Annotated in this window: 17 protein-coding genes and 2 riboswitches; of the genes, 7 read left to right on the top strand and 10 right to left on the bottom strand. The window is 67.8% G+C overall.

Features of this window, described 5'->3' with window-relative positions:
* Positions 1-2: 2 nt before the first annotated feature.
* The 7 genes from ACY0PA_RS28920 to ACY0PA_RS28890 form a co-directional block, all read right to left on the bottom strand.
* The gene (locus tag ACY0PA_RS28920) at positions 3-1,103 is read right to left on the bottom strand and encodes an ABC transporter ATP-binding protein (protein ID WP_473080490.1); all 1,101 of its coding nucleotides are present in this window, start codon (positions 1,101-1,103) and stop codon (positions 3-5) included.
* On the bottom strand, positions 1,100-2,107 hold the full coding sequence (locus ACY0PA_RS28915; RefSeq protein WP_473080489.1) for an ABC transporter permease: 1,008 nt from the start codon (positions 2,105-2,107) through the stop codon (positions 1,100-1,102). The genes ACY0PA_RS28920 and ACY0PA_RS28915 overlap by 4 nt, the downstream gene beginning before the upstream one ends.
* 72 nt (positions 2,108-2,179) lie before the next feature.
* On the bottom strand, positions 2,180-3,931 hold the full coding sequence (locus ACY0PA_RS28910) for an ABC transporter substrate-binding protein (protein ID WP_473080488.1): 1,752 nt from the start codon (positions 3,929-3,931) through the stop codon (positions 2,180-2,182).
* Between the two features lie 56 nt (positions 3,932-3,987).
* The gene (locus tag ACY0PA_RS28905) at positions 3,988-4,986 is read right to left on the bottom strand and encodes an ABC transporter permease (RefSeq protein ID WP_473080487.1); all 999 of its coding nucleotides are present in this window, start codon (positions 4,984-4,986) and stop codon (positions 3,988-3,990) included.
* Between the two features lie 434 nt (positions 4,987-5,420).
* Positions 5,421-6,227: an enhanced serine sensitivity protein SseB C-terminal domain-containing protein gene (locus ACY0PA_RS28900; RefSeq protein WP_473080486.1), complete on the bottom strand. Its 807-nt coding sequence runs from the start codon at positions 6,225-6,227 to the stop codon at positions 5,421-5,423.
* 169 nt (positions 6,228-6,396) lie between these two features.
* On the bottom strand, positions 6,397-7,164 hold the full coding sequence (locus tag ACY0PA_RS28895) for an enhanced serine sensitivity protein SseB (protein ID WP_473080485.1): 768 nt from the start codon (positions 7,162-7,164) through the stop codon (positions 6,397-6,399).
* 106 nt (positions 7,165-7,270) lie between these two features.
* Positions 7,271-7,888, bottom strand: a complete 618-nt coding sequence (locus ACY0PA_RS28890) for an AAA family ATPase (protein WP_473086465.1) — start codon at positions 7,886-7,888, stop codon at positions 7,271-7,273.
* Positions 7,889-8,084: 196 nt separating this feature from the next.
* A riboswitch (glycine riboswitch) is annotated at positions 8,085-8,188 on the top strand.
* Positions 8,189-8,300: riboswitch (glycine riboswitch) on the top strand.
* Between the two features lie 47 nt (positions 8,301-8,347).
* Here ACY0PA_RS28890 and gcvT point away from each other — a divergent pair.
* The 6 genes from gcvT (at position 8,348) to ACY0PA_RS28860 (ending at position 14,508) form a co-directional block, all read left to right on the top strand.
* Positions 8,348-9,472 carry a glycine cleavage system aminomethyltransferase GcvT gene (gene gcvT, locus ACY0PA_RS28885; protein WP_473080484.1) on the top strand — a complete coding sequence of 375 codons (1,125 nt, stop codon included), beginning with the start codon at positions 8,348-8,350 and terminating at the stop codon, positions 9,470-9,472.
* Between the two features lie 92 nt (positions 9,473-9,564).
* Positions 9,565-9,948 carry a glycine cleavage system protein GcvH gene (gene gcvH / locus ACY0PA_RS28880; RefSeq protein ID WP_100598297.1) on the top strand — a complete coding sequence of 128 codons (384 nt, stop codon included), beginning with the start codon at positions 9,565-9,567 and terminating at the stop codon, positions 9,946-9,948.
* Between the two features lie 13 nt (positions 9,949-9,961).
* Complete coding sequence (glyA, locus tag ACY0PA_RS28875; RefSeq protein ID WP_473080483.1) at positions 9,962-11,236, top strand: serine hydroxymethyltransferase; 1,275 nt, start codon at positions 9,962-9,964, stop codon at positions 11,234-11,236.
* 152 nt (positions 11,237-11,388) lie between these two features.
* Positions 11,389-12,774 carry an L-serine ammonia-lyase gene (locus ACY0PA_RS28870; protein WP_473080482.1) on the top strand — a complete coding sequence of 462 codons (1,386 nt, stop codon included), beginning with the start codon at positions 11,389-11,391 and terminating at the stop codon, positions 12,772-12,774.
* A gap of 220 nt (positions 12,775-12,994) precedes the next feature.
* The gene (locus ACY0PA_RS28865) at positions 12,995-13,609 is read left to right on the top strand and encodes a type IV toxin-antitoxin system AbiEi family antitoxin domain-containing protein (protein WP_473080481.1); all 615 of its coding nucleotides are present in this window, start codon (positions 12,995-12,997) and stop codon (positions 13,607-13,609) included.
* Positions 13,609-14,508 (top strand): nucleotidyl transferase AbiEii/AbiGii toxin family protein, encoded by a 900-nt coding sequence (locus ACY0PA_RS28860; protein ID WP_473080480.1) that lies wholly within the window; start codon positions 13,609-13,611, stop codon positions 14,506-14,508. The genes ACY0PA_RS28865 and ACY0PA_RS28860 overlap by 1 nt, the downstream gene beginning before the upstream one ends.
* 269 nt (positions 14,509-14,777) lie before the next feature.
* Here the strand turns inward: ACY0PA_RS28860 and ACY0PA_RS28855 are convergent, their stop codons facing one another.
* Genes ACY0PA_RS28855 through ACY0PA_RS28845 form a run of 3 tightly spaced genes read right to left on the bottom strand, consistent with a single transcriptional unit; the run spans position 14,778 to position 20,732 of the window.
* On the bottom strand, positions 14,778-15,422 hold the full coding sequence (locus tag ACY0PA_RS28855) for a hypothetical protein (RefSeq protein WP_473080479.1): 645 nt from the start codon (positions 15,420-15,422) through the stop codon (positions 14,778-14,780).
* 52 nt (positions 15,423-15,474) lie between these two features.
* Positions 15,475-19,623, bottom strand: coding sequence for an NACHT domain-containing protein (locus tag ACY0PA_RS28850; protein ID WP_473080478.1), 4,149 nt, complete (start codon positions 19,621-19,623; stop codon positions 15,475-15,477).
* Positions 19,620-20,732 (bottom strand): 5'-methylthioadenosine/S-adenosylhomocysteine nucleosidase family protein, encoded by a 1,113-nt coding sequence (locus tag ACY0PA_RS28845; RefSeq protein ID WP_473080477.1) that lies wholly within the window; start codon positions 20,730-20,732, stop codon positions 19,620-19,622. Before ACY0PA_RS28845 ends, ACY0PA_RS28850 begins: the two co-directional genes overlap by 4 nt.
* Before the next feature lie 277 nt (positions 20,733-21,009).
* Here ACY0PA_RS28845 and ACY0PA_RS28840 point away from each other — a divergent pair, with 277 nt between their 5' ends.
* A complete protein-coding gene (locus ACY0PA_RS28840; protein ID WP_473080476.1) occupies positions 21,010-22,386 on the top strand; it encodes an IS701 family transposase in 1,377 nt (458 codons plus the stop codon).
* The last annotated feature ends 181 nt before the right edge of the window (positions 22,387-22,567 follow it).

Below are 22,567 nucleotides of genomic sequence, written 5' to 3'. Positions count from 1 at the left end.
ACTCACAGCTTCGGCGCAATCTCTTCGGTCCAGATCCGCGTACGGTCCTCCGGGCTGAGGTGGCAGGCGGAGAAGTGGTCGCTGCCGACCTCGTGCAGCTCGGGCCGCTGGGTGCGGGTGATGCCGCCCTTGGGCAGGTCCGCGTAGGGGCAGCGCGGGTGGAAGGCGCAGCCCGAGGGGACGTTGATGAGGGACGGCGGCTGGCCCTTGACGGGGATGAGCCGCTCCGTCTGCTCACGGTCGATGCGCGGCATCGAGCCGAGCAGGCCCCAGGTGTACGGGTGCTGCGGCTCGGCGAAGATCTTGTCGACGGGACCGCGCTCGACGCAGCGACCGCCGTACATGACCAGGACCTGGTCGGCGATCTCGGCGACGACACCCAGGTCGTGGGTGATGAGGACGACCGCGGACTCGAACTCCTTCTGCAGATCCCTGATCAGGTCGAGGATCTGGGCCTGGACGGTGACGTCGAGGGCGGTGGTCGGCTCGTCCGCGATGAGCAGCTGCGGGTTGTTCGCCAGCGACATCGCGATCATCGCGCGCTGGCGCATACCGCCGGAGAACTCGTGCGGATAGCTGTCGACGCGCTTGGCCGGCTCGGGAATGCCCACGCGGTCGAGGAGTTCGACGGCCCGCTTGCGCGCGACCTTCTTGGTCACGTCGTTGTGGACGCGGTACCCCTCCACGATCTGGTTGCCGACCGTGTAGTACGGGTGCATCGCGGACAACGGGTCCTGGAAGATCATCGCCATGTCGCGGCCGCGGAGCCTGCGCACGTCGTCCGGGGCGGCCCCGATCAGCTCCTGGCCGTCGAGCCAGATCTCGCCGGACATCTGCACGTTCTTGCCGCGCGCGCCGAGCCGGTGCAGGCCCATGATCGCCAGCGAGGTCACGGACTTGCCGGACCCGGACTCGCCCACGATGGACAGGGTCTGGCCCTTGTCCAGCTTGAAGCTGAGCCCGTCGACGGACTTGACCAGGCCGTCGTCGGTCGGGAAGTGCACCTTGAGGTCGCGCACTTCGAGGAACGCGGTCGGGGGCGCGGCCGGGCCCGCGGCCACCGGCTCGCCCACGGCGGCACCGGTTTTGGACAGTTCGGTCACGAGAGCCTCACCCGCGGGTCGGCGGCGGCGTAGAGAAGGTCCACCAGGAGATTGCAGAAGACGACGAAGAACGCGGCGAGCAGGGTCACGCCGAGCACCTTGGGCAGGTCGTTGTCGGTGATGCCCTGTACCGCGTACTCACCGATGCCGTGCAGCGAGAACACGTTCTCGGTGATCACGGCGCCGCCGAGCAGCAGACCGACGTCCATGCCGAACACGGTGACGATCGGGGTGAGTGCGGCGCGCAGGCCGTGCCGGCCCACCACCGTGCGCTCGCGCAGCCCCTTGGCACGCGCGGTGCGGATGAAGTCCTCGTTCATCGTCTCGAGCATGCCCGAGCGGGTCAGCCGGGCGTAGATGGCGGAGTACAGCAGAGCGAGTGAACACCAGGCCGGGAACAGGGTGTTGGCCCACTGCGCCGGATTTTCCGTGAACGGTACGTATGTTCGCCCGAAGATCGGAATCTGGTAGGTGAAGACGAGCAGCGCCAGCTGGCCCGTGAAGAAGATGGGCAGCGAGACACCGGCCAGGGCGACGCCCATGAAGGCACGGTCGAAGAACGATCCGGGCTTGAGTGCCGAGATCACCCCCACCGTGACGCCGGACACCAGCCAGATGACGGCGGCGCCCGCGGCCAGGGACAGGGTGATGGGCAGCCGGTCGGTCAGCTCGGGCCACACCGCGACGTGGTTCTTGAAGGAGTAGCCGAAGCACGGCGCGTTGCAGTGGACCGTGGTGGGGCCGAGGTCGTAGGTGGACCCCGCGAAGATCCCCTTGATGAAGTGCCAGTACTGGATGTAGACGGGCTCGTCCAGGCCGAGGTTGTGCTTGACCGCCGCGATGTCCGCGGCCGAGGGACTCTTGCCGATGTACTGCTGCGCGAGCTGGTCGGCGGACTGGCCGGCGATTCTCGGCAGCAGGAAAAAGATACAAAACGTGACCGCGGTGACGACCAGCAACAGGATCACTGCCGCGATCAGCCGGCGGATGATGTACGAGATCACGGGGACCGGCGCTGGTGCCCGCGGACCGTGCGGCCCGCGGGCACCAATGCCTTCACCTGCCTTCCGGGGCTGCTACTTCTTCGTGGTGCCGATGTTGAGGTAGTCGTACTGCCCGCTGAAGGCGGCCGTGGACACCAGGTTGGTGGCGTACGGCGAGCGGTACATCAGGACCTTGAAGTAGGTCAGCGGGACGAGCGCCGCGTCCTCCATGGCCTGCTTGTCGATCTGCGCGTACAGGTTGTTGCGCGTGGCCTCGTCGGGCGCCCCGATGGCCTCGGCGAGCATCGAGTCGACCTTCTTGTCGTCGAGCTCCGACAGGGCGGTGTTGCCGGACTTGCCGACCGCCTTGCTGTTCAGGATCTGCTGCAGGAAGCCGTAGCCCGACGGCCAGTCGGCGCCCCACTGCATCATCATGATGCCGACGTTGTTCTTCTGGTTGAACTTCGGGACACCGGCGTAGTCGGTGAAGTACTTGCCCGACGGGTACTGCTTCAGGCTGGCGTTGATGCCGACCTTCTTCAGCGACTCGATGAGCGCCTGGGCACCGGAGACTTCCTCGTCACGGTCGCTGCGCGCCGTGATCGTGGTGTTGATCGTCTTCTCGCCGCAGGCCTTCAGGGCGTCCTTGGCCTTGGCCACGTCACCCTTGTTGCCGCGGGTGGCGTAGACGTCTTCCTTGGCGTAGCCCGTGATGTCCGGGGGCAGGACCGTGGTGGCGACGTCACCGCGGATGGGTCCGCCCTGAGCGGTCTGCACCGAGACCTTGTCGATCGCGTACTCGACGGCCTTGCGGCAGTCGACGTTCGTGAACGGCTTCAGCTTGGTGTTGATCGCCGCGTAGACGAGACGGCCGCCGTAGGCGTTGTCCGTGTTCGCCATCTTCGACTTGTCGTTGACCAGCTGCGCCTGCGTCTGGGTGTCGACGCCCTTGCCCTGCAGGTCGATCAGGGTGTCGCCGGACTGCAGGTCCTTGTCGATCGTCTGCTGGTTGACCTTCAGGTTGACGACGATCTTGTCCGGGTACTGCTTGCGCAGCGGGTCGGACTTCGGGTCGAAGTTCTTGTTGCGGACCAGGACGGCCTGCTTGCCCTCCTGGTAGCTCTGGAACTGGTACGAGCCCGAGGAGACGATGTGCTTGACGTAGTCGATGCCGTCGTCCTTGGCCTTCGGCACCGGCGCGGTCTGCGGGGTGGCGACCAGGTAGTCGAACTCCTGGAAGGCCTGGTTCAGGTGGAAGACGATCGTGGTGTCGTCCGGCGTCTCGATGGACTTGAGGCCCTCGGCGCTCTTGTCCTTGTACGGACCCTTGTACTTGTCGCCGCCCTTGAGGAACTGCTGGAAGTAGTTCGGGCCGAGGGAGAGCACGTCACGCGCGAAGTTCGAGCGCTCGACGGCGTACTTGACGTCCTTGGACGTGATCGGCGAGCCGTCCTGGTACTTCAGACCCTTGCGGATCGTGTACGTCCAGGTCTTGCCGCCGTCCGACTGCTTGCCGGGCGCCGAGGCGAGGTCGGGGACGAGCGTGTTGCCCTTCTCCCCCGCGTCGGGCTTGAACGTCATCAGCGGGCGGGCGTACAGCCGGCTGAAGTTGTACATGTAGGCGTAGTACGTGTTGCCCGGGTCGAACGAGTCGGGGACGTCCGACATCGCGTAGGTGACCGTGCCGCCCTTCTTCGTCGAGGCGTTGACGACGTCCTTCGTGGCGGCGTTCGCACCGGCCGACTTGTTGCTGCCGTCCGAGCCGTCGTCGGCCTTGCTGCAGCCGGCGAGCAACATGCTCACGCTGCCGATGGCCGCAACCGCGGCAAGTGATGACCTTCGCATGATGGTCGGAATCCCCTCCATTGTCGGAAACTTGTGGAGCTCTCGTGCGGCCGGACTCAGCGACTGCGCGGGTCGAGAGCGTCGCGGAGACCGTCACCGAGCAGGTTGAACGCGAGCACGGTGACGAAGATGGCGAGGCCCGGAACGATCATGTACTGCGGATCGACCTGGAAGTAGTCGACGGCCTGGTTGAGCATGCCGCCCCAGGAGGCCTGCGGCGGCTGGATGCCCACGCCCAGGAAGCTGAGCGACGCCTCGAAGATGATGTTCGTCGGGATCAGCAGGGTCGAGTAGACGATGATCGGTGCGACCAGGTTGGGCATCAGTTCCCGGAACAGGATGTACGGGCCTCGGGCGCCCATCCCGCGGGCCGCGTCCACGAACTCCCGCTCGCGCAGCGCCAGGGTCTGGCCGCGCACGATGCGGCCCAGATAGGGCCAGTTGAAGAAGCCGATCACGAAGATCAGCACGCAGATGTGCAGCGGCAGCCCGTTCAGACCGAACGCTCCGCCCTGGAGGGTCGCGGAGATCGAGATCGCGAACAGCAGCAGCGGGAACGCCAGGAAGGTGTCCATCATGCGGCTGATGACCGAGTCGACCCGGCCGCCGTAGTACCCGGCGACGACGCCGAGGATCGCCCCGATGACGTTCGACAGGACGGTCGCACCGAAGGCGACGACGAGGGAGACCCAGGAGCCTTCGAGGATGCGCGCGAGGATGTCGCGGCCGAACTTCGGCTCCACACCCAGGGGGTGGTCGCCGCTCATACCGCCGAGACCGCCCTTGGGGAGCGAGCTGGTGGGGTCGATCAGGTCCTGGTGGAACGTGTTCGGGTCGAGGCCGAAGAGATGCTGGAGGGGGCGCGCCAAGGCGGCGATGAGGATCAGCAGAATGACGACGACGCCGCCGGCGACGGCGACCTTGTCCCTCTTGAAGCGGTTCCAGGCGATACGCCCGAGGGAGCGCCCCTCGATCTGCTGCCCCTTGGTGCCGGCGAGCACAGCCTCGGGCTGCACCTCGGCCTGGGCCCCAGTGGTCTCGATCGGTGCGGTCACGGTGTGGTTGACCCCTCTCGGCCGACGGTGGCCGGCCCACGCCCGCCGCTGTAGCGGCTTGATCCTGTTTCACACGCTGGACAGTCCGGGGGCATGGCCTCGTAGTTGACCGTTCAGCTCGTACACAGAGTCGAAACCCCGTGTCTGCAGGGAGTCTTCAATGCGTCTGTGACCAGCCGCCAGCCCTCACCGTGAAAGGTTGCGCAACCGTGATGAGGCGGCAGGAGTGCATTATGCGGACGCGGGAACCGGCTGAGCGGACAATTCACTCCGCTCCGGCAGAGCTCCATCGGGTCCGGAATACGCCACGGTGGCCGATATGGTGAGAATGCCCGGGTGGTGCACCAACTCGCCCTGAAACGGGGCGGAATAGGGCCATCTCAACCCGGAGATTTCCGGCGACAGTTGGAGCCAGGGCCCCGTGGTGAACGGTTTCAGTACGTCCCGTGCGGCGGCGGGTACCCGTACCCCGTGACGGGGGCGGGCGCGGGGGCGGCCGGGGCGGCGTGCGCCTCGCGGTCGTAGAACGGGCGGGCGTTGGCGCGCAGCCACATGGCGACGGGGTCGTGCTCGTCGGACATCGCGACCGTGGAGACGGGCAGTCCGTCGGGCACGGCGACGACCGACTGCTGCATCATCGCGCGCACCGCGTCCACGGACACCGGCGACGCGTCGTACACATCGAGGCCGATCGCGAGATAGGGCGCGCCGAGTGTCGGCTGGACCCAGGCGCGGCGCAGCGAGCGGATCGCGGTGGTGCGGTGCGCGTTCTGCGTGAGCAGGGCGTAGAACTGCGGGATCTCGATGGCGGGGTCGCTCAGGCGCAGCGGCCCGGCGGGCTGGCGGTCGAGGCCGCCCGCGATGCGGCGCAGGTCGAGCCACGGGATGCCGACGCCGCCGCCGGGCGCGTGCGGGTTGAGCCAGAGGCCGTAGTGGTCGGGGTAGAGCGTGCGGGCCGCGTCGACGCCGCCGACGACCTCGTACGCGCGGCTCCAGCCGGAGGCGGACAGCTCCTGGGCGGAGGTGACGCAAGGGGCGTACGAGAAGCCGTCGACCTCCATGTTCCCGTACTGCGCGTCGGGGGAACCGGCCTGGCCGTGCCAGAGCAGCATCCACACCTGACCGGCGCCCGGGTCCGCGAGCGCGCTGAGCAGCGCCTCGTAGGCGTCGTAACGCCCCGGCGTCACCTGGCGCAGCATCTGCTCGACCTGACCGGCCGCGGCCGTGCCCGACGCGCTCACCCGTAACCGCCCCTTCGTGACGTACCCGACGATTTCGACCCGCCCCCCGTGGCGGGACCGCCCAGACAGGTCATGAAACCAGCTTAAGCGGCGATCCTGGCACCGACTTGACGTACGCGCGGCCGACGACTTTCCCGTGTTTTCCCGGACGGGGACCGGTGCCGGGCTTTCAGTGACCCTGCGTGTAGAACGGCCGCAGCGTGGCGCGCATCCAGTCACCGACCGGGTCCTGGGTGATGTCGAGCAGGACGAGGTTCACCGGCCAGGGCGCGGGAGCACGGCCGAGGGCGCGGCCCAGGGCATCCATGGGCAGGTTGCGCGCGGCGCCCTCCCACTGCGACAGCTCGACGCCGACGAAGAGGAGGGGGGCGCCGCCCTCGACGCTGGCGAGGCAGCGGCGGGCGGTCAGGACGACGCCGGACGCCTCGAACTCCTCGCGCACGGCGGCCAGGAAGTCGACCGGGTCGTCCTGCCAATCGGGCTCGTAGAGGCTGACCCGGCCGCCCGTGGCGGGCCCGTCCAGCGGCGTACGGCCGGACTTGCACAGCTCGGCGACGGCGGGCGGGGGCAGCGGGACGCCGACGGCGCCGTCCGGATTCACCGCGATGCCGACCTGCGGGGGCAGCCCGCGCGCGAACTCGACGGCCGGCGCGACCGTGCAGCCCATCCGGTCGCCGACGACCGCGAGGAACTGCTCCTCGGAGCTGAAGACGGGCACATAGGCCTGGCCCTCGATCTCCAGCGTCGGCAGGTCGAGGTTCGGGCTGCCGGGTCCGCCGCCCTGGGGCAGCGGTATCCACACCTGGCTGCGCCCGAGGACCTCGACGATCCGGCCGCCCGCCGAGTCGACCCCGAGGGAGGCGGCGAGCACCTCCTCGAGCTCGTTGGCCGGCCACCCGCCGTACGGATGTGCGTGAGCCTGCGCCGGAATGTCCATGTGCCTACCACCCGCTCTGGAACCGCTCTGTCTGCGGCCGAACCCTAGCGCGTGCGGGTGGCAGAACACCCTCCGCGTCCGTAGGTGCACAGACGGTCGCGGCCGGTCAACTCCCCTCGAACCCGATCCCGTTCAGCACATCCGTCGCGTCCCGGTCGAGCAGCACCGCGGACGCGCAGCCCCACGGCAGGTCACCGCGCTCGGCGGACTCCACCAGGCCGGCGACCGCGCGGCGGTGCCGGGCGAACGCGTAGCGCGAGACCCCGCGGCCGCGGTCCCGCTGGCCCGCGAGCGCCGTGTCCGCGCCGACGTCGAGCAGCATCAGATGCAGGTCCGCGCCGCGCCGCCCGGCCTCCTTGGCCAGCCAGCGCCGCACCCAGCGTTGCGTGCCGCAGTCGTGCAGGACGACGCTGCCTCCCGAGCGCAGGGCCCGCCGCAGCCCGGCGAAGTGCGCGAGCCGCACGAGCGGGCGGTACACGGCGTACGGGAGCAGCCGCGGCAGCCGGGCCGCCCAGCGGTCACGCGTGTCCTGCGAGTCGATGCGCACGGCTCCCCCGGCACCGACCACGCGGCGCATCAGCGTGGACTTGCCACTGCCCGGGAGCCCCGAGACCACGATCAGGTCACCCCGCGCGAAGCCGAGGCGCCTCGGCGTGCGACCACCTCTGCCGCGCAGATCCCTGACGACCGGCCCGCGCCCTGTCGCCGCCCCGGGGCGGGGCACAGCGCGCTGCCCGACCCCTGCCGCCGCGTACGCACCCGCCACTGCCTTGTGCACCGTGATCGTCCTCCCCTTCCGGTCACGCCACCCTTTCCCGCCAAGTGTAAAGAGACGGTAATGCCCTACAAGTGGATTCCCCGTACGGTGGGCATGCAATGATGTGCGCGCCAAGAGCACGACCAACTGCATACCGGCCGCTTGAATCCGCGCGGGAGAGCTCCCCGGACGCCTACGCGTCCCCGGGGGCGCCGAAGGAGCAAGTTCCTCCCTTGAATCTCTCAGGCCCCGTACCGCGCGGGCGAGGCATATCTGAAAAGCGGGCGGCCTTCGGCCGCTCCACCCAAGGTGCAAGCCGCGACCACCTGTACGTGTGGCGCCGGCGAACCTCTCAGGTTCCGATGACAGATGGGGAGGAAGACCATCGCCCTCGTCTGTCATGCCTGGGATCCTGGAGCACCACTCATGAGCAACGTCCCCCGTAAGACCGCCCTCGACGCCCTGCACCGCTCGCTGGGCGCGACGATGACCGACTTCGCGGGCTGGGACATGCCGCTGCGGTACGGCAGCGAGCGCGACGAGCACATCGCGGTCCGCACCAAGGCGGGCCTCTTCGACCTGTCGCACATGGGCGAGATCACCGTCACCGGGCCGCAGGCCGTCGATCTCCTCGACTACGCCCTCGTCGGCAACATGTCCACGATCGGCCCCGGCCGCGCCCGCTACACCATGATCTGCCAGGAGGACGGCGGGATCGTCGACGACCTGATCGTCTACCGCCTGGGCGAGCACGAGTACATGGTCGTCGCCAACGCGGGCAACGCGCAGATCGTCCTCGACGCGATCACCGAGCGCGCCGCCGGCTTCGACGCCGAGGTCCGCGACGACCGCGACGCCTACGCGCTGATCGCCGTCCAGGGCCCCGAGTCCCCCGGCATCCTGAAGTCCCTCACGGACGCCGACCTGGACGGCCTCAAGTACTACGCGGGCCTGCCCGGCACCGTCGCCGGCGTCCCGGCCCTCATCGCCCGCACCGGCTACACCGGCGAGGACGGCTTCGAGCTGTTCGTCGCCCCGGAGCACGCCGAGAAGCTGTGGCAGGCGCTGACCGACGCGGGCTCGCCGGTCGGGCTCGTCCCCGCCGGCCTCTCCTGCCGCGACACGCTGCGCCTGGAGGCCGGCATGCCGCTGTACGGGCATGAGCTGACGACGGCGCTGACCCCCTTCGACGCCGGTCTCGGCCGCGTCGTGAAGTTCGAGAAGACGGGCAACGAGGGCCGCTTCGTGGGCCGCGAGGCGCTCCAGGCCGCCGCCGAGCGCGCCGAGACCGCGCCGCCGCGCAAGCTCGTCGGCCTGATCGCCGAGGGCCGCCGGGTGCCGCGCGCCGGGATGTCCGTGGTCGCCGACGGCAAGGTGATCGGCGAGGTCACCTCCGGTGCCCCCTCTCCCACGCTCGGCAAGCCGATCGCCATCGCCTACGTGGACGCGGCGCACGCCGCCCCCGGCACCGAGGGCGTGGGCGTGGACATCCGCGGCGCCCACGAGCCGTACGAGGTCGTGGCGCTGCCGTTCTACAAGCGCCAGAAGTAGTCCGACCAGTCCTCACGGGGGCCGCCGGAAGTAACCCAGCGCACACCCCTCTCGTTCCGCAGCACCCACCCGCGTACAGGAGAATTCAGATCATGAGCAACCCCCAGCAGCTGCGCTACAGCAAGGAGCACGAGTGGCTGTCGGGCGCCGAGGACGGCGTCTCGACGGTCGGCATCACCGAGTTCGCGGCCAACGCGCTCGGCGATGTCGTCTACGCCCAGCTCCCCGAGGTCGGTGACACGGTGACTGCGGGCGAGACCTGCGGCGAGCTCGAGTCGACCAAGTCCGTCAGCGACCTGTACTCCCCGGTCACCGGCGAGGTCGTCGAGGCGAACCAGGACGTCGTGGACGACCCGTCGCTGGTGAACTCCGCCCCGTTCGAGGGCGGCTGGCTGTTCAAGGTCCGCACCTCGGAAGAGCCGAAGGACCTGCTCTCCGCGGACGAGTACGACGCGTTCTCCGGCTCCGGCAACTAGGGACACCACGACTATGTCGCTCATGAACACCTCGCTGCACGAGCTCGACCCGGACGTCGCCGCCGCGGTCGACGCCGAGCTGCTCCGCCAGCAGTCCACCCTCGAGATGATCGCGTCGGAGAACTTCGCTCCGGTCGCCGTCATGGAGGCCCAGGGCTCGGTCCTGACCAACAAGTACGCCGAGGGCTACCCCGGCCGGCGCTACTACGGCGGCTGCGAGCACGTCGACGTCACCGAGCAGATCGCCATCGACCGGGTCAAGGACCTCTTCGGCGCCGAGTACGCCAACGTCCAGCCCCACTCCGGCGCCTCCGCCAACCAGGCCGCCCTCTTCGCGCTCGCCAAGCCCGGCGACACGATCCTCGGCCTGGACCTCGCCCACGGCGGCCACCTCACCCACGGCATGCGCCTGAACTTCTCCGGCAAGCAGTTCGACGTGGTCGCGTACCACGTCGACGAGGCCGGTCTCGTGGACATGGCCGAGGTCGAGCGCCTCGCCAAGGAGCACCGCCCCAAGGTGATCATCGCGGGCTGGTCCGCCTACCCGCGCCAGCTGGACTTCGCCGCGTTCCGCCGCATCGCGGACGAGAGCGGCGCCTACCTGTGGGTCGACATGGCCCACTTCGCCGGACTCGTCGCGGCCGGGCTGCACCCCAACCCGGTCGAGTACGCGGACGTGGTCACCTCCACCACGCACAAGACGCTCGGCGGGCCGCGCGGCGGGATCATCCTCGCGAAGAAGGACTTCGCGAAGAAGCTGAACTCGTCCGTCTTCCCCGGCTTCCAGGGCGGCCCCCTGGAGCACGTGATCGCCGCCAAGGCCGTCTCCTTCAAGGTCGCCGCGAGCGAGGACTTCAAGGAGCGCCAGCAGCGCACCATCGAGGGCGCCCAGATCCTTGCCGCCCGCCTGACCTCGGACGACGCCCGCGCCAGCGGCGTGAACGTGCTGTCCGGCGGCACCGACGTGCACCTGGTCCTGGTCGACCTGCGCGAGTCCGAGCTGGACGGCCAGCAGGCCGAGGACCGGCTCCACGAGGTGGGCATCACGGTCAACCGCAACGCCGTCCCGAACGACCCGCGTCCCCCGATGGTCACCTCCGGCCTGCGGATCGGCACCCCGGCCCTGGCCACCCGCGGCTTCCGGGCCGAGGACTTCACCGAGGTCGCCGACATCATCGCCGAGGCCCTCAAGGCGCCCGCTCCCTTCGGGGAGGCTGACGCGGTTTCTCTCAAGGCCCGCGTCACCGCCCTCGCCGACAAGTACCCCCTGTACCCCGGCCTGAAGTAGTTTCGTACGCATTTGTACGTCTGAAAGTTCGGGGCACCGCGCACACTGGACAGTGAGAGCGGTGCCCCGCCCCATGCACCGCCCTCCGCATTGCCTTGCGCACCACCCCGGCGGACAACGGCGTCCGCGGTAACCCACCTAGGAGTTCCCCCGTGGCCATCTCGGTCTTCGACCTGTTCTCGATCGGCATCGGCCCGTCCAGCTCCCACACGGTCGGCCCGATGCGGGCGGCCCGCATGTTCGCGCGCCGCCTGAAGAACGAGGGCCTGCTCGCCCACACCGCCGCGATACGCGCCGAGCTCTACGGGTCCCTCGGCGCCACCGGACACGGCCACGGCACCCCCAAGGCGGTCCTGCTCGGCCTGGAGGGCGACTCACCCCGCACCGTCGACGTGGAGAAGGCCGACGACCGCGTCGAGGCGATCAAGACCTCAGGGAAGATCAACCTGCTCGGCGTCCACGAGATCCCGTTCAGCTTCGACGACGACCTGGTCCTGCACCGCCGCAAGGCACTCCCGTACCACGCCAACGGCATGACGATCTTCGCCTACGACCACGAGGGCGCCCTCGTCCTGGAGAAGACGTACTACTCGGTGGGCGGCGGCTTCGTCGTCGACGAAACCGTGCTTTCTCAAGAGGGCGCGGCCGGCGAGAACCCGATCGTGCCCGACGACACGGTCCTCAAGTACCCCTTCCGCACCGGCGACGAGCTGCTCCGCCTCGCCGAGGAGACCGGCCTGTCCATCTCCGCGCTGATGCTGGAGAACGAGAAGGCCTGGCGCACCGAGGACGAGATCCGCTCCGGACTCCTCGACATCTGGCGCGTCATGCAGGCCTGCGTCTCGCGCGGCATGACCCGCGAGGGCATCCTGCCCGGCGGCCTCAAGGTCCGCCGCCGCGCCGCGAACTCGGCCCGCCAGCTGCGCGCCGAGGGCGACCCGATGGCCCGCGCCATGGAGTGGATCACCCTCTACGCGATGGCCGTCAACGAGGAGAACGCCGCGGGCGGCCGCGTCGTGACCGCGCCCACCAACGGCGCCGCGGGCATCATCCCCGCGGTCCTGCACTACTACATCAACTTCGTGCCCGGCGCGGACGAGGAGGGCGTCGTCCGCTTCATGCTCTCCGCGGGCGCCATCGGCATGCTCTTCAAGGAGAACGCCTCCATCTCCGGCGCCGAGGTCGGCTGCCAGGGCGAGGTCGGCTCCGCCTGCTCGATGGCCGCGGGCGCCCTCGCCGAGGTCCTCGGCGGCACCCCCGAGCAGGTCGAGAACGCCGCCGAGATCGGCATGGAGCACAACCTCGGCCTGACCTGCGACCCCGTCGGCGGCCTCGTCCAGATCCCCTGCATCGAGCGCAACGGCATGGCCGCCGTGAAGGCCGTCACCGCGGCCCGCATGGCCATGCGCGGCGACGGCAGCCACAAGGTCTCCCTCGACAAGGTCATCAAGACCATGAAGGAGACCGGCGCCGACATGTCCGTCAAGTACAAGGAGACGGCGCGGGGCGGCCTCGCGGTGAACATCATCGAGTGCTGAGGCGGCAGGCCCTGACCAGCGCGTTTGCATCTTCCAGCGCTGTCAGGGCCTTCCCTGCTTGCACGGCGGAAAGTCCCTGGAATCTCCCTGGGAAATCCCCACGGGATGGGCGTCTGACCTGCAGGTTCGTGGCGCATAGTCAACGACGGGAACTCCACCCCCGCCATCTGAATGTATCAAATCGATCCCCCATCCCCACCAGAGGGGTATCATTCGATACATGAGTGCTGCGGAAATCTCGCGCCTGGAGCAGCGGCTGGCTGGCCTCTCTCCGACGTTCACGACCGCGCAGGCGCGTCAAGCCTTGCTCTCCGCCCGTGATCTGGCGTACCTGGTCACCGAAGGGGAGATAGACGAACTGTCCCGTGGCGTGTACCGGCGGGCAGACGCACCGGAGACCGCATACGCAGATCTACTGGCCGTGTGCACGCGGGCGCCTCGCGCTGTCCTGTGCGGGGAGTCCGCCCTGGCTCTGCACGAGCTGATCGACGACATTCCCAGCGCCGTACACATCGCCGTACCACGCGGATCACGCCGTCCCACGATCTCTTATCCCCCGACCGTGGTGGCGCAGTACGCGGCCAAGACCTTCAACCTCGGCGTCGAACGGTTCGAGGCCGCACCAGGAGAGACCATTCCCGCATACAACGCCGCCCGCAGCGTCGTCGACGCGATGCGCCACCGTGGCAGAATCGGCGAGACCATGGCCCTGTCCGCGCTCGGCCGCTACCTGCGTCGCAGCGGACGAAGCGGGGTCGGCGAACTCCAACTCATCGCGCGCGAGCTGGGTGCGCTCTCCGTCATCCGCCCCGCCGTAGAGGCGGTGCTCGCCTGATGGTCAACCCAACTCGCGCTACCACCGCAGGCCGCGTCTACAACGATCTGCGCAATCTGGCTCGTCGCAACGGCCGTTCAACGGACGAGGTCATGGTCGAGTACGTACTCGAACGCTTCCTCTACCGCCTGGGAGCATCCCCCCTCGGCCGCGAGCACTTCATCCTCAAGGGCGGCCTGCTGCTCGCCCAGTTCGGCGCCCGCCGGATGACCCGTGACATCGACATCCTCGGCCACGCGTTCTCCGGCGAGGAAGCCGAGATCATCCGCAGAATCGCCGCGATCGCCACCACTGAAGTCGACGACGGCGTGGCATACGACTCCGCCACGCTCAGAACCGTACCCATCCGAGAGGAGGACGAGTATCACGGCCTACGGCTGTCGATGGCCGCATCGATCGCCCGGGCGCGTCTCAAGCTCCAACTGGACATCAGCTTCGGCGATCCCGTCACTCCCGGACCTCAGACCATCAACTACCCGCAGCAGCTCACCACGGACAGCTTCCAACTCTTCGGTTACCCGCTCGCCACTGTCATCGCCGAGAAGCTCTCCACCGCCATCTCGCTCGGCGATCTCAACACCCGCGACCGGGATTACGCGGACCTCTACCGCCTACTGACGCTCAACAATCTCAACGGCGAAGAACTAGCCGCAGCGCTGACCGCCACCGCCACACACCGCGGCATAGAGCTGAAGCCCCTGAGCGCCGCGATCACCGACCTCGCCGAGCGCCGCCAATCCTCCTACGCCGCCTGGCGCCGCCGACAGGGACCTTCCTCGGCCGGCTATCCGAATCTCTTCACTGACGTGATCGGCCTAGTCATCGCATTCGCAGACCCACTGCTCGCAGGCACTGCCGCCACACGTAGTTGGAACAGCTCAGCCAGTACGTGGACGTGATCCGGCTCCCTCACAAACCGCAAGAGATGCCCCACACCCCGAAGCGTCAATGACATCCCGTCACTGACTGTCGGAGGTGCGCCCGACACACGGAGTGGTGGATGCCCGGTCGTTCGTGACGCCAGGGAATGCGGGAACTTCCCATCCGTAGGCCCACGTTACGAGCCGGGGCTACATGGGTTTGGAACAACGTGCCCGGAGCCCGGCGGCCAAGGCAAGGAGGCTGCGGGCGCGAGCAGGAAGCAAGGAGTACCCCTTCAGCCCGGCGGTCAGGCCGGCCCGCCCACCCACAACTTTTCAATCAGACGCAGTAGGACATCGTATGTCTCTCCACGGCGGTATTTGATCACGGGGGATTCCCTGCCATGCCGGTCCGCCGAGTACGGAGTCAGATAGACGACCCGTTCGGTTGCGATGATCCGGCCGATGTGTGGAACGCCATAACCACGTGCTTCGAGGTGTCCCTCCACCGTGAGCGGAGCAAGGTAGTCGTAGGTCGCCGCGATCTGGCGGCGCAGCAGACCGGCGCCGAAAGCGGAGTCGAAGACCTGGATCTCCTCCTCCCGGTCGGTGATCCAGTCCGGCTCTCCTGCGGGAACATCAAGTTTCGGCAGCAGTATGCGGCAGCGGGAGCGGCGAGCCCGACAGCGAAGGAACACATCCTCGAACAAGTCGCGCTGTAGTTCAGAACCGCGGCCGGTCAGAACGGACACCTCCCTCGCCCGACCCAGTTCCCGCTTGATGTCGTGTGCCGCATCTCGACTGTTAGCGAAGACCTCTTCCACATCCAGGTGCAGTAGATGGGCAGCAAGGCCACGTATAAGGCGACGGGCAGTCTTCGAGAATGCCCATACCAGCGCCAAGAAGAGAGCGCTGGCAAGCAGTGACGTGCCGATATCGCGTAGAAATTCCATTCCTCATCCCCGTTGCCACCACTAGTTCCACCCGGTCGGCGTTTCAAGCCGATCAGCTCTCGCGCACCGCAAGCAGATCCCTGAGGCGTTCCACAGCTTTCTCATCGGGACGGGCTTGTTCCAGTGCCGCGAGCAGGGCGAGCCGGGCCTCCGGGCCGCCCTCGCCGTAGGCATACCCGGCGATCGCTCGCAGATGATCACGCGCCATGTTGTGGTCCGCGATGGGCAGGAGTCGGTCCGCATTCATGAGCCGCTGCATGTCCCGCACGATCCCCCCACGGAATTCATGGCTGCCCATGTCCTGGAAGGCTTCCAACACGTCGACGAGTCGGGCTTCGACGAGCGTGGACTCAGACGAGGCGGCGACCCCAGCCAGGAGGGCGACGACCTCGTCCAGGTCGACTGGAGTCCACGTCGCCGCAAGGCAGTTGGCCCGTGCCGACACCAGCGCGGCTCGCAGGTTCAAGCGCGCGGGAAACTCGGCTGCCAGCGCCTTCAGCTGGTCGACCGCCTCCGGAGTGCCGCGGCGGCTCAGCGTCCCGGGCAGCGCCTCACGCCAGTCCAGCGCCTCCATTTCGGGAGTCACGGTATGTACCCCGAGCGGTCGGCTATTCCGGTCCTGAGGGAAGACCGTGTTCAGCCACCGATAGAGCGCGCTCAGCCCCTCTTCATCGGCGTGTACCTCGACATGCCCACGCTCGGAGCGCCCTGCGCATTTCAGAGCGAGATCCCGGCTGAAGCGGGCCGATGCGTCAATGAGTTCTCTGAGACCGGTCCACGCCTCGAAGCCGTCGACCCCCACCAGAACGCAGGCGACGAGCACCGGGAGCTCGAGATCCCCGGCTTCGCTGTCCCGCTCCACTGCCATGAGTGCGAACTCAGCGACAGACCGTGCGAGGGTACTCTCCACGGTAAGAAGGCCGGCGAGGAGTACGGACCACGTACGAACCAGCGCTGCCCGACCCTCCTCTCCCTTCTCGAATGCCTCTGCGGCCGCCGACCACGCACCCGCCGGGCGCGCCGAGCGGAAGTCGGGCAGGAGGGCAGCGGACAGCGCCGCCAGGAACTCTTCCCATATCTCGGTGACGACCGAGGACCAGGTCACCTCGACGCGTTCCAGAACCAACGGTTGTACGCCGTGGGCCAGTTGCGCCCTGGCAGCTGTCCCGATCGCACGAGCAAGACCCTGGGGGTCATTGACAGCCGCCCTCCGGAGCAGCAGCGCCCACGTCGTGGACGAGAGGACGTACCACGGGTCAGCGATTGCGCCCACCCAGGCACTCCACCGGTCTGGTTCGAGGTCGTCCAGCCGACCCGCGTCGTCGAGCAGCGACAGCGACAGGACGCCGGCCCAGGCGCGCTTGTCCCGTTTCTCCAGTCCGAGCCATTCATCGGCGTGGTCGTTCTCGAGCCGCAGGAATTGCAGGGCGCAGCAGGGCAGATCGGCGAGTTCCTCGGCGGTGAACACGGAGCGTCCCGGCCAATCGCTGATCTTGTCGTCGAAGCGGTGCTGTCCCTTTCCGGTATTCGGATCGATCTGCAGGTCCCAGAGCAGAGCCCAGAAGCTGTCCGTGTCATGCTGACGTGCCCGCTGGAGGCGCTCTCGCTGTCGTGCGATGAACTTCGCGCTCTCGGGCCAGGTCGGCGGGGATGAGGCACGGTGGATCCTGCGCCAGTTGTCAGCGAAGTCACCACGGATCTCGATCGGTTCGTAGAACCATCGCAGATACGGCCAGGCAGGATTGTCCTGGCTCTCATAGGCCAGTTCGAAGTGTTCTTGGCTCCCCTGATCGAAAAGTATCTCCGCGAGCTGCGCATACGCGTCTGCCTGCTCGGACTGCTCGGCGCAGTCGGCGGCCGTTTGCAACGCCCAGGCGAAGTCACCTGAGTCGAGCAGGTTGTGCCGGTCGCCGTGCGATCCTTCGGGCTCGCCGAACCACGGGCGGGGGGACTGCCATTCGCGCACGACGAGCCACCCGAAATACCTCATGGTCTGTCCCGCCGCGATTCCCCGGGCGAGCAGGGCGGCGGCGAGCTTGCGCCGCAGATCGCGTACCGGGACCGGCTCGAGCCCATCGGGCGTGAGCGGGTTCAGTACGTGGGGGAACTCCGCCTTCTCATGACCCAATATGCGTGCCGTCAGGATCCGGGCGATGTCGGGCAGCAGTGACTCCGCACCCGGAACACTCAACGCCCTGTCGACCGTGCCGGAGACAAGCCTGTCTTCCGCAAATGGCTTCCTGTGACCGTCGGGTATCGCTGTCCGGTCCTCCACGTCCTGCGCCAGCCATGCCACGATGCGGTGCACATCCTCCGCGGGGCACTTGGCGGGCATCTCTGCGAGAAAGTGCTCGTACGCCCCGTAGCGGTCATCGCTCGGTGCCTCGCTCAGCGCGTCGAGCATCATCTTCGTGTCGAGGAAGCGGGGCCAAAGCAGGGTAAGCAGAGCACCCCGGAGTCTCAGGCCCGGATCTGTCTCCCTTCCCGGCCCGAGCGTGGCCAACACTTCTTTGAGGACAGCTGCGGCCACGGCCTCGTCGCAGGCGAAGGCGGCTCTGGCGGCGTTCGCACGGTTGTCGGCCGGCCACCGAGGATCTGCCGCCACTTTCAGAAGCAGCGGTGCGAGACCTGGCGACGGGCACTGCTTCGCCAACTGAATGGCCACTTGGGCCCGAGCCCGAGTCTCCCAGTCACCGAAGTCCGCGGGGTCGAGGGCGAGAGCCGGGGCGAGTTGTCCGGCCAGACCGGGATGACCGAGCGCCCAGCGGGTCTGATGCCATCTGGCTTCACCGAGTTCCACATCAGCGGCGCGCTCCAGCAAGCGCCTGACGATCAATTCCCTGACGTTGTCGGAGCGGACGAGTCCGCTGTGCATGGTCAGGCTCTCCGGGTCGGCCGAAGCGAGCCATGGTGTGCGGTCGGGGTCCAAAGCCACCAGCCAGGCAGCGGATTCCCGCAGAGACACAGGGATGCCGGCCGCTTCCTGGTCCGGCGCTTCGACCAGGAACAGGCGGCGGAGCGCTGCGTCCGGGACGGATCGGGAGATGAGGTGCTGGGCGGCGAGGAAGGCCGCAAGCGACGAATGACGAAATGCGAACCTGTGGTTGCCGCTCGCGGTGAACATGCCTGAGGACAGCACTTCATCGACGACGGTCGGGTTCACCTCGAAGGTCTGACAGCCTGACGTCTGTTCGCTGCCTCCGGAGAGGGTGGACACATCCAGGTCGGTGGTCCGTGGCCGATCCTCGCGTGGACTCCCCCGCCACAGGGTGCGCCGACCTGAAAGCACCAGTCGTGCGGCGATACGGCCCGCGACTTCCAGCCGCTGCGGCCATGTCGTCGCCGGTGCGGCCACGGTGAGACGGTCGGGGTCGTACTCCTGCGACAGCAGTCGAACACTATCCTCGAACAGCTCCTTGGCGCCGCCCCTCAGGCAGCCGTGTGCCCGGTACTCACGCACGATGAGTTCGAGGGTGAGAGGCACACTGGCGAGAGCTCCCGCGCGGAGGGCGACCACCTCGGAGACCAGCTGCTCCCCGCCCACACCAGCGCTTTCCACGAGCGCCACGGCATCGGACCGCGACAACGGGGCGAGGTCCACCAGGGAACAACCACCGAAGGCCTCACGGAAAACGGATGTCAGACCGGACGGGTAGTCGCCCGTCCGGCAGGCGAGCAACAGCCTGAGCCCCCGCACGTCTCTGTTCTTCAGGCAACGCTTCAGGTAGGAGGGAAGATGGCGACAGATCTCGCTCTCGTCGGCCTGGTCGATCACCATCGTCAGGTTCCCGCCCGGCGACGGCCCCTGGCCCACTGCCACGCTCGGTAGCCCCCTGAGGTGACTCCCCAAGACCTCGTCCCAGGTGGCGGCTGTCAGATCGGGGCCATCGACCCACACGCAACGGTCCGCCCCATCGGGGACGAAGGGGTCGTCCCACATCGGTAGCCCTTGCACCAGCAACCTGAACACCGAGGTCTTTCCGGCACCCGGCTCACCCAGCAACACGGTTGCCCCCTCACGGGCGACATCACCTGGGGCAACGAGCAGACCCGCAGTCGCCTCGGACCCAGGCGGCGCCACAATGTGCTCGCTGCCCAGGAATCCGTCGTCGTCCAGCGGGAAGAAGTCCCCGTCGGGAGAGCTGTCCGCACGTACGCGGCACCAACGCGGGGCCTGTACGGTGAAAACCTCATTCGTCATGACAATAACCGGCTCAGCCCTTCGAGGGCCCCGTCGTCAGGACGAGCGTACTCAAGAGCGGCGTAGAGGGCCCTGCGTGCGGCAGGAGGATCCCGGTAGGCGTTCATCCGACGGACGATCTCCCGCACATGATCACGCGCCATCGATGATTCCGTCGCCATGAAGGCACGAGGCAGGCCGAGTATGCGCCCCATGTCGGTGAGAAGGCTATGCCGGAAATCCCCTCTGCTTATGTCGTCAAAGGCCATCAGGGCCCTCACCCACTCGGCCTCTGGTGCTGACGCCTCGCCAATGGCTCCCGCGGAGCGTACGGCGAGGCTCGATCCGCCAGATCCAGCCGTCTCCGGCAGCAACTCACACGCGAGGGCGGCCGCCGCGGCGGCGGCGTGTGCGGACGCCCGATGCTGCGAACCCGACGCATCGGCTTCGCCTTTGTTGGCATCGGCGTGGTCGCTGATGCCTCGAAGGGTGAGGATCCGAAGGTCCTCCGACAGGTCAGCGACACGGGCAACGCCAGCAGACTCCATCTCGATGGCCAGGGCGTCACCGTAGTGGAACGTGATCTGGTCACGCAGAGGAGTGACCAGGGAATTCAGGACGACCTCACCAGCGATGATGGGCTGGAAGTGAACGTGTGGACCGTCTTCCTGCCAGGTCGCTCGCATCTCACGAGGAACCCACTTGCGCCAGCTTTCCGAGCACAAGGCGATTCCTGCCGCCTGCTCCAACCTGTGCGCCACAGCGCCTGGCACCGGTCGGGCGTGGAAGCCTTCGGGTGTCTCCTTGCCCGGATGCAGGTGGTAAACCTTCGTCGACACCACGACGTCTCCGAGTCGGGCCTCTGGCTTCAGTCCACCCGCAACGCCGACGAACAGCAACGCCTGTGGGCGCAGCCACTGGCGGACACGCTCAGCAATGGCGGCCGACGTCAGATTGCCGGCTCCGATTCGTGCGACGGCAACGGTCCCCCCAAGTCCGGGAAGCGTGCCCTTCACGAGGCTAGTGCCTTGCGGATGAACGAGCGTCGACTGGTCGCGCAACAAGTGCAAAACGGCCCGGAACTCAACTGGTAGTGCGGTGAGAACTACTACGTCTGCACTCGGCTCCACGTACCCTGCCCTTGGCCTCAGCCGACAATCTCACGCAACACTAGCGCGGACGGGGCATGTGCTGTGGGCCGAACGCCCGTGAAACATGATGCATGGGCAATGCCGCCTACAGGGTCTCGCCGATCGGGCAGGAAGGGGCCGACGTGTACACCTGCCAGTGCACCACCGTTCGCGTTGGTCCTCGGACACGGCAGCTGTAGTTCCGTCGTCTTCGCTGTTCAGCGGCTTGCCGGGGTGCGGGCGGGCGCAAGTACGGCCACCGCGATCATGAACGTTTGTGACGACGTATCAAGACGCGGTGGCCGTGGAGGCCACGATAGTCGAGCGGGCGTGGGGCCAGACGTTCGGGAGGGCGATGGCGGTGGTCTCGGGCTGCTTCGCGCGATGCGAGACGCGCACGACAGCGGCGGAGTTGGTCGCTGGACTGTTGCTGGAAGTGGACACGCGGAACTGCTGGACGCTCGCGCAGGCGCTGGGACACCCGGGCCCGCACCGGCTGCAGCACCTGCTGTCCCGTGCCCGGTTCGACCACGAGGAGGCCCGGAAGGAGATCACCCGCCTGGTGATTGGCGAACTCGCCGGGCAGGACGTGGTGTTGGTCGTGGACGAGACGGGCGACGCAAAGTCGTCCACGGACTGTGTGGGCGCCGGCCGGCAGTACTCCGGTGCGATCGGCGGCGTGGGACTGTGCCAGGTGGCGGTGCATTTGGCGGTGGTCACCGCGACGACGAAGGTGATCATCGATCGGGCCCTGTATCTCCCGGCGGACTGGGCCGCGGACGAGGAACGCCGCGGAGTGACCGGGGTGCCGGAGAAGATCGGGTTCGCGACGAAGCCGCAGCAGGCGTTGACCATGGTCGCCGATGCGCTCGCGGCCGGGAGCGAGGCCCGCTGGTTCGCGGGCGACGAGGTGTACTGCGGACGCGAACTGCGCCAGGGGGTACGGGCGTTGGGGCTCGGCTACACGGTCGGGATCGCCGCTACATATCAGGTCACCGACGGGTCCGGCCGTCGGTGGGAGGCCCGCAAACTGATCAACAAGGTGCGGCCCGGGCAGTGGATGCGAAGGCAGACCGGACACGGCACGAAGGGCACCCGCGAGTACGACTGGGCCTGGCTCGATGTCCGTCCCGACGATGCTCCCGCCGAGAACGAGAACGAGAACGAGAACGAGAACGCAGCCGGTGTAGGGGCCGGGACGAGTGTGCTGGTCGCGCGGCGGCACCGTTACACCGGCGAGGTGTCCTACTTCCGCTGCTGGACTCCCGGCAACGTCTCGCTGGGCACACTGGTCCAAGTGATCTCCCGCAGGTGGCGGATCGAGGAGACCTTCCAACTCGCCAAGGGTTTCACCGGACTCGACCAGGGTCAGGTGACCTGCTGGAACTCCTGGATGCGCTGGTCGCTGTTCTCCCTGATCGCCGCCGCTGTCCTCGCCCTTACGACCGCCGCCGTCCACGAGGCCACCGAGGAGCGGCCTGAACTCGTCCCGCTGACCTGCCCCGAACTCATCCGTCTCCTGCGGGCCCTCGCGCTGCCCCCACCAGTCCGCGACCGGGATCACGTACTGCACTGGACCGCCTGGCGCCGCCGCCACCAAGCCGTTGCGACAGCGTGCCACCAGCAACGACACCGCCGTCACGACCAGCCGTGATCAAGAACTACAGCTGCCGTGTCGGATCCCGGAAGTAGCAGTACGTACTCCCATCACCGGTTCGTACCAGTAGTGGGAGACGCACCGGCGCCCCACCAACCCGCTCACCGGCACGTACTCCGGATATCTTTGTAGGCAACTGTCGGCATGAACGTCCCTGAAAAGTCCCTGACGTGACGCC

The organism is Streptomyces sp. DS1-CR2 (assembly GCF_055760475.1).
This window is presented reverse-complemented; position numbering and strand designations above follow the sequence as displayed.

Coding starts and splice junctions, on each gene's coding strand:
- glyA (WP_473080483.1), top strand. CDS start 9,962: ATGTCGCTCATGAACACCTCGCTGCACGAGCTCGACCCGGACGTCGCC.
- gcvH (WP_100598297.1), top strand. CDS start 9,565: ATGAGCAACCCCCAGCAGCTGCGCTACAGCAAGGAGCACGAGTGGCTG.
- ACY0PA_RS28855 (WP_473080479.1), bottom strand. CDS start 15,422: ATGGAATTTCTACGCGATATCGGCACGTCACTGCTTGCCAGCGCTCTC.
- ACY0PA_RS28865 (WP_473080481.1), top strand. CDS start 12,995: ATGAGTGCTGCGGAAATCTCGCGCCTGGAGCAGCGGCTGGCTGGCCTC.
- ACY0PA_RS28860 (WP_473080480.1), top strand. CDS start 13,609: ATGGTCAACCCAACTCGCGCTACCACCGCAGGCCGCGTCTACAACGAT.
- gcvT (WP_473080484.1), top strand. CDS start 8,348: ATGAGCAACGTCCCCCGTAAGACCGCCCTCGACGCCCTGCACCGCTCG.
- ACY0PA_RS28910 (WP_473080488.1), bottom strand. CDS start 3,931: ATGCGAAGGTCATCACTTGCCGCGGTTGCGGCCATCGGCAGCGTGAGC.
- ACY0PA_RS28850 (WP_473080478.1), bottom strand. CDS start 19,623: ATGACGAATGAGGTTTTCACCGTACAGGCCCCGCGTTGGTGCCGCGTA.
- ACY0PA_RS28895 (WP_473080485.1), bottom strand. CDS start 7,164: ATGGACATTCCGGCGCAGGCTCACGCACATCCGTACGGCGGGTGGCCG.